Source organism: Pseudomonas sp. 05N434 (assembly GCF_056396965.1).
Genome location: NZ_JBFTMK010000070.1, coordinates 1 through 12677, shown reverse-complemented (window position 1 = coordinate 12677; position 12677 = coordinate 1). Strand labels below are relative to the sequence as shown.

The window sequence follows — 12677 nt, the reverse complement described above, 5'->3', positions numbered from 1 at the left end:
TCACATAGAGCGTACTGGTGTCGTGCCAGACGTTCAGCACGCCGTTGTCTTCGGGCACGGTCTTGAATGCGCTGAAGTAATAATCGCTGCCGTCCTCGGCGGTCAGTTTCATGTCGTAATTCATGTGCCGCACGCCGACCTGTTCCTGATATTCCTCGAACAGATTGAACACGCCATTGCTGGCGGTCAGCGGCTCTGGCGACAGGCCCGGCGCATCCAGGGTGCCGACCAGTGTCGCGGCATGTTCCGGCTCCTTGATCATGCGATTGAGGTCGTTGGCGGTGATGGTCAGGGTGAACTCGATCGGCGAGTTATCCGACTTGCCGCGTTTGGCCGCCGCTTCGTAGAGTTTGAGATCGGTGCCCTGGGGCTGGGTGAAATCTTTGGAGAAATAGCCCTTCATGGTTTCGGTGAACTGCACGCCGAGGGTCGGTGCCACCACCGGTTTGCGCGGTGCCGAGGGCAACGTGTAGTCGATGTGCCACCCGCGATCGGCGGCCAGCAGCCCCATGTTGCGCTCGCTCACGGCAGAGATGGTCAGCAACGGATTGACCGCCAGTGAGGTCGGGATCACCGCACCGTCGGCCACGTATAGCCCGGCATAGACATCGGTGCCGCTGACGCCGCTGAACACCTGGCCCTTGTGGTTGACCACGCCTTGCGTCGCATCCTCGCCCATCACACAACCGCCCAATGGGTGCACGGAAACGATGCTGTGTTTGAGCAGCTCGGTCCAGATCGGGTTCTCGACCCAGATCCCGCCCAAGGCCTTGGTGCTCTGGTGCAGGCGCTCGTTGCCGATCTTGACGTTTTCCTGCTCGCCAACGCCCGGCCAGTCGATGCGCAACTGATCCTTGCTGTCGAGCACCATGCGGCCCTTGCCGTCGTCGTGGCTCATGATCAGGTAGGTCTGCATGTTGTGCAGGGCGCCGTGGTACGGACCTCGCAGGAAGCTTTCGGCTTCGCGCTCGGCGTATTTGAGCTTGCCGGTGAAGCTGTCATCGGTGGGTTTGCCGATCAACCCGGCGAATGTGGCCATGCTCGGCACCATGGGCCGGCCGAGTGCGCCGGGGATCGAGCCTTCTTCGATGACCATGCGGCTGCGCCAGTCGCCTTCGGTGCGCATGTCGATGATCGAGGTGATGCACGGGCCGACCGGTTTCATCTCCTTCGCCGGATGGGCACCGAAACCGATGCCGTTGATCGTTTCATCGCAGTTGTGGCCGAAACCGAGGATGTCGCCGTTGCCGCTCATGTTTTCGCCAAGCTGATTGGACGTCGACAGGCCTTTGTCCCGAGAGCGCAGGAGGATTTCGGTGGAACCCAGAGTGCCGGCCGACACCACGACGATGTCCGCCTTGACGAACAGCGTCGGCGCGGAGAATTTCTCGCGGCCGCTGTCCAGGTATTGGAAGTGCACGATCCAGCCATCGCCGTCGCGCTCCAGATGCCGGACCTCGGCCTGGCAGAAAATCTCTGCGCCGTGGTTGCAGGCATCCGGCAGGTAATTCATCAACGTGGTGTTCTTGGCCTTGTTGTTACAGCCCGAAACGCAGTCGCCGCAGTGGTTGCACGGCAATTGCTCGACGCCGACGTGGTTGAGGTTGTTCGGCAGCTTGTCGAAGGTCACGTTGATCGGCGGCTTGTAGAAGTGTGCGCCTTGCTTGAGGTAATCGGCGGACTTCTGGTTAGCCTCGAGTTTGGGCAAGGTCGGAGCGGTTTTCGGATAGGGATTGGGCTTGAGCATCTCCCGAGCCCGGGCGTAACCGTCCTTGAGCAGCGTGTCGCGATGTTCACGCACCGCCAGCGGCCAACGCGGATCATCGAACACACCGGGTTCCGGTTCCAGCGCGACGTTGGCGTTGATCAGCGACGTGCCACCCAGGCCGCAACCGACCACTACGTTCTGCTGGGCGTTGACGTGCAGGTCGAACAGCCCGGTGCGCGAGCCGATGTGCCCGTCCGGGTCATGCACTTGCAGCTCTTCAGTGGCCGCCAGCATCGTATTGGGGTATTCGCCGGGCTGGATTTCCCGGCCTCGCTCCAGCAGGCACACCCGCTTGCCGGCCCGGGACAGGCGCGACGCCGCGATCCCGCCGCCGTAGCCGGAGCCAATGACGATCACGTCGTAATGTTCCTTGATATCGCTGATGGGCGTGGCGATCCGTGTCATGGGTCATTTCCTCTCGGGCAGATGGGGCAACTCTGCGGTTGCCTGCAATCGATAGACGAACAAACGCCTGGTCACCGGGCACGGTCGGGCCTCAATGGCAGCGGTGTTATGGCATAAGGGGGCCAGGCGCTATAGACGAGCGCGCTGATTGGCGGCGCGACGATGAATCCGCTTGTGCAACGAGGTGGCGGATGTCGGAACACAGGTCACGCAGGGGCTGGGGTGCGAATGTGGCTGCGAGCGATGTGGCTGGCTATCCATCACGCGTTCTCCCTGAACCAGATGTGGATAAGTGACAGTTGTCCTTATGCGATGAGAGTGAAGACAGGCGACAGATCGAAGTCAAGGAAGTGCCTTAGAACTGTATGAAATCTGATCTATCGCGTTCCGGCCTATACGGGCCGTGGCTTACAGGGTTCAGCGAACAAGTTATCCACATCTCCACCCACAGCAAATGGGGACAACTGTGGATGACAGGCTAAATCTATTCACAAAAACCGAAGAAAAACCGTGACTTATCCAGAAGCAGGGTTTTAGCCAGGCACTGGTTGTTTTTTAATCAGAAGCTTGCAGACCACGTTTTACATAGCGTGCAGGGGATGGCGAACACCTTATCCACAGAAGCACCAACAGACTTTGGGGGCAACTTTGCGGTCTCTGTGGAAAACCGCTGAAACCCGCGAGTATTCCGGGTTTACGGGACGATTAGCGGAGGAAAACGTCGAATTGAACAATATTTGATCAACCCACTGAAAGCCGCGATCTGTATGGCCTGTAGCGGACAGCGAACATCTTATCCACAGAGGCGCCAACAGAGATTGGGGGCAAGTGTCGGCCAGTGAGCGACGTTACTCTGTGGAAAAAGCCCGAAAAAACCGTGGGTTAGGCTGGTTGTTTTTTGTACGGAGGGCTGCAGGGCTTGATTGGCATGGGGTGTAGCGAGGGGCGAACATGTTATCCACAGAAGCGCTAACAGGGATTGTGGGTAACCCAAGTGCGTTAGGAGTACATATCCGTTTCTGCGGTAACGGCGGCTTATGGTTCCGCTCTTACAGCGGGTCACTTTGGAAAAGCGCCAAAGTAACCAAAACGCTTTTGCCCCGCCATTCGGTGCCTCGCCTAGGCTCGGCATACCCTCACTCCGGCATTGCTCCGGGGGCCCGCCGCCATCGGCCATCCATGGCCGGGGGCGGCTACCGCGGCATCCTTGCCGCGGTGCCCCCTGCGCAACGCCTGCGTTCGGCCTCTGGGAAAGGGGCGTACAGATCAAGATCAAAAACCAAAGCAAAGCAAAGCAAAAGCAAGATCAAAAGATCGCCACCTCGCTTCGCTCGACAGCTCCTACAGGGAAATGCGTGCACGTGAGATCAGGCCGGCCGGTAGGCCGCCTTGCTTTTGATTTTGACGCACCGCCCCCTCGAGAGGCCGAGTGGAGGTTCTGCGCAGTGGGCCCACGGAGCAGGACCGGAGTGAGGGCATGCCGAGCCTAGGCGAGGCACCGAATGGAGGGGCAAAAGCGCTTTGGTTACTTTCGCCTGGGCCGGCATTCCGGCTTTTCGAAAGTGACTCGCTGTAAAAGCGAAACCGCCAGTCGCCATTACCGCAGCAACGGATATGTGCACAATCAAAAACGGGAAGCCCCTAAGGCCGATGCATGAGATAGGCATCACCCGTCACCCGAATCATCGGATGAGGAACGACCTGGCAAGTTTTGACGATCCCAAAACCATGGCGCTCATAAAAACGCCGGGCCCCGGTATTCGCTGCATAGTCGATCAGGCTCAGGCCGTTGAGTTCCAGTTGATCGGCGCGCTGTTGAGCATGCTCGAGAAAGCGCACACCCAAGCCTTTGTTGCGCCAACCTTCATGCAGGGCCAGGCTCGAAATATAGAGGGTATCGGGAACTTCCATGTCGGCGTAAGGCGCCAGGACCGGATCAGTCACGGGAGCTGCCAACGGATCGTGACGCGTCACGTAACTGTGCATCATGCCGATGACCCGCCCCTGTGCCTGCGCGATAACGCAGTTCTGATAGGAGAAATCGACATCTTCACGGGCGTAACGAATGGCCCCCACTTCAAGCAGATCCTGCCCGGGCTCCGCCAGCTGGCTCCAGATGTAATCCGAAGCCCCCTCTGACGAAATCTGGAACAAACGGGCAATCTCGCGCGCATCCGTGCGCAGAGCCGGACGAAATTCAACTTCCATTGATGTAACTCCCCAGAATACGAGCGACCTGCTTAGCGTGCAGGTTGATACGTAACAACCGGCCAGGCCAACGGTTTTATGGCCGGTTGTCGCTGTGGATCAACCCTGACGGACCACGCCTTCTTCAATCAGCAACTTGAGGATGGCTTCGGCGCCCGCCTGCGCGGTCACGCCCTTGAGCACTTGCCCACCGCCGCCACTGGCCTTGGCCGTCGCGGCCTTCATGCGGTCAGCACCGCTCTTGGCCTTGATCACTTTCAGGCGCTTGGGTCGTGGCTTGGCCGGTTGCAGCGTGGCCACTGCCAGCAGTTCATCGTCGACCACTTCAACTTCATCTGCCTGCAATACCCCGCGTCGCGCCGGACCGTAGGCACTTTGCCGAGGCTTGGGCGCTGCGTTATCCACAGTCGCCAGAAACGGCAGGCGCACTTTCAAGCGACGGCGCTGACCGCGCGGCAAGGCCTGCAGAACCAGCGCCGAACCACCGTCGATGGATTCGACTTGCGCCAAACCCACCACCAGCGGCCAGCCGAGGCTTTCGGCCAGCAGGAACGGCAACATGCCCGAGCCTTCACCGGTTTCCGCCTGGCTGCCGGTCAACACCACCTGCGCCCCGGCGTCACGCAAATAGTCGGTCAACGCTGGCAGCGCATCTGCGCCGACCGGTTGTTCCAGCACATGCAACTGTTCCAGGCCCATGCCCAGATAGGCACGCAGCGCCGGTTCCGCAACGTCGCCGGCGTGCAGCACTTGCAGGTTATCCCCAGCCAGCTGCAGACCCAGCTCAACGGCCCGCGCGTCCTGCTCGGCGCGGCGTGGCCGGCCGGAGGTCGGGTGGRCACCGATGGACACCAGGCTGATGATTTTCGTGCTCATAACCCTTTCCTTCCCTTAAGCCGCATCGCGCTTGGCGTCGTTGCGGTAAGCCTCTACCGCATCGATCAAGGCTTGAAGAATCTCGGCGCTCTCGCCGATCACCGACAGGTCGGCCCGTTTGATCATGTCGCAACCCGGATCGAGGTTGATCGCCACCACCTTGTCGCAGGCACCGATGCCTTGCAGGTGCTGGATCGCCCCGGAAATCCCCACCGCCACGTAAACCCGCGCGGTTACCCAGGTGCCGGACGCGCCGACCTGACGGTCGCGCGCCATGAAACCATCGTCCACCGCCACCCGCGACGCACCTTCGGTCGCGCCCAACGCTTCGGCCGTCCTGTGGAAAAGTCCCCAGTCCTTGACACCGTTGCCGCCAGAGAAGATGAACTCGGCTTCGGCCATCGGAATCGCCGCCGGGTCCACCGCCACCGCGCCCAGATCTTCGATCCGCGACAGGCTGCGAGCGACCGTTGTGGATAACTCCACCGGCAACGCTTCGTGACGGGTTTCGCTGACCGGTTCGGCGCATTCGGCAGCCGCCAAAATCAAGCGGGCCACCGGCCGCGCAAGGTCCTGCAAACCGGCACCGGCACGGCCGATGCATTCCTGATCCTTGACCTGCCAGACCCGTGTGGCCGGACGTTCGCCCAGTGCGGCAGCAAAGCGTCGACCCAGTTCGCCGCCACCACTGCGGCTGTCCGGCAGCAGCCAGTGACGCGGGCTGAACTGGTTATCCACAGCCCGCAGGCCCTGGACGCGTTGTTCCGGTGCATAACCACTGAATTCGTCGCCTTCCAGTACCAGCAAGCGGTCAACGCCTGCCGTGGCGAAGGCGTTTTCCTTGTGCTCACCGAAGACCACCGCCAGTACCGCGCCGTCCTTGCCGGCCAACTGATGGGCCAGGCCGAGCAAATCGCGGTCGTGGCTGCTCAAGCGGCCGCCGACCATGTCCGGCACCACGCTGATGTAGAACGCGGGTGCAGCCACTTGATGCAGCGGCAATTGCACTTCAACCGCGGCCGAGCGTTTAGTTGCCCCGCCCTGCTGAGCGCCACTGCGGTCGATCCGTTTGATCCCGTTGGGACCGATAAAACCGATCCCGTGGGGATTCTTGCGGATGACGCCGTTAGGCCCCATCCAGCTGTGTTGCACCGGTTGCATGGCCGCGTGCAGCGGGTGCAGACGGTTGCGGGCGATCCATTCAGCGCGAGGGTCGCGGCGGATAATGTCGCTCATCAATGCACCTCCGCAGGTTCACGTTTGGCCGGTGCCGAAGGCTTTCCCGGCGCGGCGTCTTCAAGCAGCGCATCAGCCACCAGTTCGGCGATGTCCTTGATCAATGGCCGTGGCTCGACCACGCCCTCAAGCATCGCGGTGCACTGTGGACAACCCACGGCCACCAGTTMGGCGCCGGTTTCGCGGATGTCTTCCATGCGCATGTCAGGGATCCGTTGCTTGCCCGGAATGTCGGTGATCGGCGCACCGCCACCGCCGCCGCAGCAGCGCGAACGGAAACCGGAGCGTTGCATTTCCTTGATCTCGATGCCCAGGGCGCGCAGCACTTCGCGTGGCGCCTCGTATTCGCCGTTGTAGCGGCCGAGGTAGCACGGGTCGTGATAAGTCACGCTGTTGCCTTTGTGCTGACCGAGGTTCAGTGCGCCTTCGCCAATGATCTCCGCCATGTAAGTGCTGTGGTGCTGCACGAGGTAGTTGCCATCGAAGGCGCCGTATTCGTTTTTCAGCACATGGAAGCTGTGCGGGTCGCAGGTGACGATGCGGTTGAAGCGGTATTTGGCCAGGGTCTGGATGTTGCGTTTGGCCAACAGCTGGAACGTCGCCTCGTCGCCCAGACGCCGGGCCACGTCACCGCTGTCGCGCTCTTCAAGGCCCAGCACTGCGAAGTCGACCTTGGCCGCTTTCAGCACTTTGACGAAGGCACGCAGGGTGCGCTGGTTGCGCATGTCGAAGGCACCGTCGCCGACCCAGAACAGCACGTCGGTGGTTTTCTTTTCGCTGARCAGGTTCAGGTTCAGATCCGCCGCCCAGTTCATCCGCCCGCCCGGCGCGAAGCCGCCAGGGTTGTCGGTGGCGATCAGGTTTTCCAGGACCTCGGCGCCCTTGTTCGGGGTCGCGCCTTTTTCCAGAGTCAGATGGCGGCGCATGTCGACGATGGCATCGACGTGCTCGATCATCATCGGGCACTCCTCGACGCAAGCGCGGCAGGTGGTGCAGGACCACAGGGTTTCAGCGTCCACCAGACCGTTGACGATCGGTTGATGCGGATTACCGGCGTGCTCACCGATCGGCTTGCCTGGGTAAGGGCTGCCGGCAAACTTGGCATCCGTACCACCCGCCAGGCCGACGACCATGTCCTGAATCAGTTTTTTCGGGTTCAGCGGCTGGCCGGCGGCGAACGCCGGGCACGCAGCTTCACATTTACCGCACTGCACGCAGGCGTCGAAGCCGAGCAGTTGGTTCCAGGTGAAATCCTTGGGTTTTTCCACGCCCAGTGGCGCGGTCGGGTCGTTCAGATCCAGCGGCTTCAAGCCAGTGGAACGACCGCCGCCAAACCGTTCGGAGCGACGGTGCCAAGCCAGGTGCAAGGCACCGGCGAAGGCGTGCTTCATCGGCCCGCCCCAGGTCATGCCGAAGAACAGTTCCGACACGCCCCACAGCACACCGACGCCGAGAATCGCCGCCAGCACCCAGCCACCGAAGTTTTCCGGAAGGATGCCCGCCACCGGCAGGGTCAACAGGAAGAACGACGCCGAGAACGCCAGCAGGCTTTTCGGCAGGCGCATCCACGGACCTTTGGACAAGCGGGCCGGCGGGTTGCGGCGACGCAGGAAGACAAAGATCGCACCGACGAACATCACTGCCGTCATCAACAGCAGTGCATAACCGAGGATGCGGTTATGCAGGCCGAAACCGTGAACCAGAATCGCCAGCACAATGGACGCCACCGCACCACCGGCCGTGGCGACGTGTGTATTGGCGATGTATTTGTCCCGCGCGACGACGTGGTGCAAATCGACCATGTAACGCTTGGGCATGGCGAACAGACCGCCGATCAGGTCGACTTTCGAAGCCCGGCCCTGACGCCACATAGCCACCCGCCGCAACGCGCCCAGGACAGCCAGGCCCAGGGCAGCGAACAACAGGATTGGAAGAAGGGTGTTCAACATGGTGGAGCTCCCAAAGACCTCGGGGTCATGTGCGTGCCGATGAGAGCGACGCACCTACTTGTGGCGAGGGAGCTTGCTCCCGCTGGAGTGCGAAGCGCTCCCARAACAGTCTCAGGTGTACACCTGATACACCTCGACTGCAGGTTTTGGGGCTGCTTCGCAGCCCAGCGGGAGCAAGCTCCCTCGCCACAGGTGATGGTGGTAAATCCGTTAGAAATCCTTGCACAACCGCAGCGCGTCGTAGATCGCCGCGTGAGTGTTGCGCTGGGCCACGCAGTCACCGATGCGGAACAGCAAGTAGCCGTCGCCCGCCTGGCTCAGCGAAGGTTGTGGCTTGATCGCGAACAGGGCTTCGATGTCCATCTGGCCTTTGTTGCGCGAGCCTTCCTTCATGGCGTAGTAGATTTCTTCGTCCGGACGCACGCCGTTCTCGACGACCACCTGGTCAACCACCCGCTCCTCTTTGGCGCCGGTGTATTCGTTTTCCAGTACCGCCACCAGCTTGTCGCCTTCGCGATAGACCTTTTCCAGCATCATGTCGCCGGTCATGATCACTTCTTTCGGGTACATGCTGCGGTAGTAAGTCGGGAACGACGTACCGCCGATGGCCACGCCCGGCTTGATGTCGTCAGTGACGATCTCGACCTGGCTGCCTTTGTCGGCGAGGAAGTCGGCTGTCGACATCCCGGTGAACTCGCAAATGGTGTCGTAGACCAGCACGTTCTTGCCCGGCGCCACTTTGCCGTCGAGGATGTCCCAGCTGCTGACCACCAGGCCTTCAGCCGCACCCCAGTGCTCGTTCTGCTCCAGGAACGGATGGCCGCCAACGGCGAGCACCACGACGTCCGGACGCAGGTCGAGAATGGTCGCCGCATCCGCCGCCACGCCCAGGCGCAGGTCGACTTTCAAACGCGCCAGTTCCAGCTGGAACCAACGGGTGATACCGGCGATCTGGTCCCGTTGCGGGGCTTTCGAGGCGGTAGTGATCTGCCCGCCGATGAATTCTTTCTTCTCGAACAGGGTCACGTCGTGGCCACGTTCAGCGGATACACGAGCAGCTTCCATCCCGGCAGGGCCGGCACCGACGACCACAACTTTGCGCTTCGGCCCGGTGGATTTCTCGATGATGTGCGGCACGCCCATGTATTCACGGGAGGTCGCGGCGTTCTGGATGCACAAGACGTCCAGGCCCTGGTACTGACGGTCGATGCAGTAGTTGGCGCCCACGCACTGTTTGATCTGGTCGACCTGGCCCATCTTGATCTTGGCGATCAGGTGCGGGTCGGCGATGTGAGCGCGGGTCATGCCGACCATGTCGACGTAACCGCCTTCCAGAATACGGGTTGCCTGGTTCGGGTCCTTGATGTTCTGCGCGTGCAGCACAGGAGCCTTCACCACTTCCTTGATACCGGCGGCCAGGTGCAGGAACGGCTCCGGTGGATAACTCATGTTGGGAATAACGTTGGCCAGGGTGTTGTGGGTATCGCAACCCGAGCCCACGACACCGATGAAGTCGATCATGCCGGTGTCGTCGTAGTACTTGGCGATCTGCTTCATGTCCTCATGGCTCAGGCCATCAGGGTGGAATTCGTCACCACAGATACGGATACCAACGCAGAAGTCCGGACCGACTTCCTTGCGCACAGCCTTGATCACTTCCAGGCCGAAACGCATGCGGTTCTCGAAGCTGCCGCCCCATTCGTCGGTACGCTTGTTGACTCGCGGGCTCCAGAACTGGTCGATCATGTGCTGGTGCACGGCAGACAGCTCGACGCCATCCAGGCCACCGGCCTTGGCACGCGCCGCGGCGCTGGCGTAGTTGCCGATCACCCGCCAGATTTCTTCCGGCTCGATGGTTTTGCAGGTCGCGCGGTGCACCGGCTCGCGGATGCCCGACGGCGACAGCAGGGTTGGCCAATGCTCACCGTCCCAGCGGGAGCGGCGACCCATGTGGGTAATCTGGATCATGATCTTGGCGCCATGCTTGTGCATGGCATCGGCCAGATTCTGGAAGTGCGGAATAATCCGGTCGTCGGCCAGGTTGACCGACTTCCACCAGCCTTGCGGGCTGTCGATGGCCACGCTGGAGGAACCGCCGCAAATCGCCAGGCCGATCCCGCCCTTGGCTTTCTCTTCGTAATACTTGACGTACCGATCGGTGGTCATGCCGCCGTCGGTGGCGTAGACCTCAGCGTGCGCGGTGCTGAGCACGCGGTTGCGGATGGTCAGTTTGCCGATCTGGATCGGCTGGAACATTGCTTCGAAAGCCATGGCGGGTTCCTCGACTTACAACGGCTTGACGGTGAACAAACCGTCGTCGTGGCCTTCTTCGGAGCCACCGTAAACTTGTTCGGCGACGGTGCGGATCTTGCTGCCGCGAGCAGCCAGGATCTGGTCCATGGCGCCGGCGAACCAGCCAGTGAACATGTAGTCGACCTTGCGCCCGACCTTGCCGTACACGTAGACGAATGCGGAGTGTTCGAGCTTGACGCTGGCGGTGCCTTTGTCGAGGTCGATGTCCTGGATCTTGAACAAGCCCCAGCCGCGCTGCGACAGGCGCTTCATGTAGTGCTCGAACACCGCGACGCCTTCCAGGCCATGGCATTCAGCTTCTTTTTCACACCAGTGCCAGGCGGATTTGTAGCCGGCCTTGTAGAGGATTTCGGCGTAGGCGTCGGCGCCCAGCACTTCCTCGATGCCCATGTGGTTGTTGACGAAGAAGTGACGCGGCACATACAGCATCGGCAGGGCGTCGGAGGTCCAGACACCGGTTTCGCTGTCGACTTCGATTGGCAATTGCGGGGCGATCTTGGCCATGGAAACTTAACTCCAGAAAATTCGTTGTGTTGCCCCCGGCACGGACGGCCGGGGGAAAGGATTCTTCAGATGCGGCGGCTTATTCGCCCCAAACGTCTTTCAAAACGTTGACCCAGTTTTCGCCCATGATCTTGCGCACCACGCGCTCGGAATGGCCGCGCTTGAGCAGGGTTTCGGTCAGGTTCGGGAACTCGCCCACGGTGCGGATGCCCAGCGGGTTGATGATCTTGCCGAAGCTGGTCAGACGGCGGGCGTAGCCCTTGTCATGGGTCAGGTATTCGAAGAAGTCCTGGCCATGGCCCTGGGTGAAGTCGGTGCCGATGCCGATGGCGTCTTCGCCGACGATGTTCATGGTGTATTCGATGGCTTCGGCGTAATCGTCGATGGTCGAATCGATACCCTTGGCCAGGAACGGCGCGAACATGGTCACGCCGACGAAACCGCCGTGATCGGCGATGAACTTCAGTTCTTCATCGGACTTGTTGCGCGGGTGCACTTTCAGGCCCGACGGCAGGCAATGGGAGTAGCAGACCGGCTTCTTGGATTCGAGGATGACTTCTTCGGAGGTCTTCGAGCCGACGTGGGACAGGTCGCACATGACACCGACGCGGTTCATCTCGGCAACGATTTCACGACCGAAACCCGACAGGCCGCCATCGCGCTCATAGCAACCGGTACCGACCAGGTTCTGGGTGTTGTAGCACATCTGCACAATACCGACGCCCAGCTGCTTGAAAACCTCGACATAGCCGATTTGGTCTTCGAAGGCGTGAGCGTTCTGGAAGCCGAACAGGATGCCGGTCTTGCCCTGCTCCTTGGCTTTGCGGATGTCGGCGGTAGTGCGCACCGGGATCACCAGGTCGCTGTTCTCGCGAATCAGCTTCTGACTGGCGGCGATGTTGTTGACGGTGGCCTGGAAGCCCTCCCACACCGACACGGTGCAGTTGGCCGCGGTCAGACCGCCCTTGCGCATGTCTTCGAACAGCTCACGGTTCCACTTGGCAATAATCAGGCCGTCGATAACGATGCTGTCGGCGTGTAATTCGGCTGGGCTCATCAGGCAGTCCCMTATTAACGATTCATGCGCCGAATCGTGTGCCGGCGCTTTGGGGCCAGCATATGCCTGAGGGACGGTGCAGCCGGGTGCAAAAACGACAGGGGAATTGCCGAAAGCGTCAATCCGCGACAAAGGGTCGCCAACCGACATGATTGCCTACCTGTTCAAGCCCGTTCGCATGGGCCAGAATTCGTCGCATCACCGAATGTTTCACTGAATTAAGGGCGGCGACGCAATGAAATCCATCTTCTTGGCTTTGGCACTGATAGCGACCGGCGTACAGGCGGCCGAAGGGGCCGACGACAACCCCTGTGACGCCGTCGAAAACGAAGTCCAGACCCTGGAATGCTCGGCTTACAGC

8 protein-coding genes and 1 pseudogene are annotated in these 12677 nt (G+C 61.0%); 1 reads left to right on the top strand and 8 read right to left on the bottom strand.

What is annotated here, in order from left to right; translation table 11 throughout:
• The 8 genes from AC1DLB_RS07250 to AC1DLB_RS07215 form a co-directional block, all read right to left on the bottom strand.
• A partial coding sequence (locus AC1DLB_RS07250; RefSeq protein WP_477784805.1) for a GMC family oxidoreductase N-terminal domain-containing protein occupies positions 1-2173 on the bottom strand: 2173 nt, incomplete at its 3' end.
• A 1641-nt stretch (positions 2174-3814) separates the two neighbouring features.
• Complete coding sequence (locus AC1DLB_RS07245) at positions 3815-4381, bottom strand: GNAT family N-acetyltransferase (RefSeq protein ID WP_018928787.1); 567 nt, start codon at positions 4379-4381, stop codon at positions 3815-3817.
• A gap of 99 nt (positions 4382-4480) precedes the next feature.
• Entirely contained in the window at positions 4481-5257 is a 777-nt protein-coding gene (gene etfB, locus AC1DLB_RS07240) for an electron transfer flavoprotein subunit beta (protein ID WP_477784804.1), read from the bottom strand.
• A gap of 15 nt (positions 5258-5272) precedes the next feature.
• On the bottom strand, positions 5273-6493 hold the full coding sequence (gene etfA / locus AC1DLB_RS07235) for an electron transfer flavoprotein subunit alpha (protein ID WP_064620846.1): 1221 nt from the start codon (positions 6491-6493) through the stop codon (positions 5273-5275).
• On the bottom strand, positions 6493-8442 hold the full coding sequence (gene dgcB, locus AC1DLB_RS07230; protein ID WP_477784803.1) for a dimethylglycine demethylation protein DgcB: 1950 nt from the start codon (positions 8440-8442) through the stop codon (positions 6493-6495). The genes etfA and dgcB overlap by 1 nt, the downstream gene beginning before the upstream one ends.
• A 210-nt stretch (positions 8443-8652) precedes the next feature.
• On the bottom strand, positions 8653-10713 hold the full coding sequence (gene dgcA, locus AC1DLB_RS07225) for a dimethylglycine demethylation protein DgcA (RefSeq protein ID WP_086944436.1): 2061 nt from the start codon (positions 10711-10713) through the stop codon (positions 8653-8655).
• Between the two features lie 15 nt (positions 10714-10728).
• On the bottom strand, positions 10729-11259 hold the full coding sequence (locus tag AC1DLB_RS07220) for a DUF5943 domain-containing protein (RefSeq protein WP_007926354.1): 531 nt from the start codon (positions 11257-11259) through the stop codon (positions 10729-10731).
• A gap of 79 nt (positions 11260-11338) precedes the next feature.
• Positions 11339-12316, bottom strand: a complete 978-nt coding sequence (locus AC1DLB_RS07215) for a dipeptidase (protein WP_007907542.1) — start codon at positions 12314-12316, stop codon at positions 11339-11341.
• Positions 12317-12551: 235 nt separating this feature from the next.
• Here AC1DLB_RS07215 and AC1DLB_RS07210 point away from each other — a divergent pair.
• Positions 12552-12677, top strand: a pseudogene (locus AC1DLB_RS07210) (lysozyme inhibitor LprI family protein); the annotation flags it as partial.

Excerpts from the sequence above, each read along its gene's own strand:
- AC1DLB_RS07245 (WP_018928787.1), bottom strand. The coding sequence starts at position 4,381 with ATGGAAGTTGAATTTCGTCCGGCTCTGCGCACGGATGCGCGCGAGATT.
- etfA (WP_064620846.1), bottom strand. The coding sequence starts at position 6,493 with ATGAGCGACATTATCCGCCGCGACCCTCGCGCTGAATGGATCGCCCGC.
- dgcA (WP_086944436.1), bottom strand. The coding sequence starts at position 10,713 with ATGGCTTTCGAAGCAATGTTCCAGCCGATCCAGATCGGCAAACTGACC.
- AC1DLB_RS07220 (WP_007926354.1), bottom strand. The coding sequence starts at position 11,259 with ATGGCCAAGATCGCCCCGCAATTGCCAATCGAAGTCGACAGCGAAACC.
- AC1DLB_RS07215 (WP_007907542.1), bottom strand. The coding sequence starts at position 12,316 with ATGAGCCCAGCCGAATTACACGCCGACAGCATCGTTATCGACGGCCTG.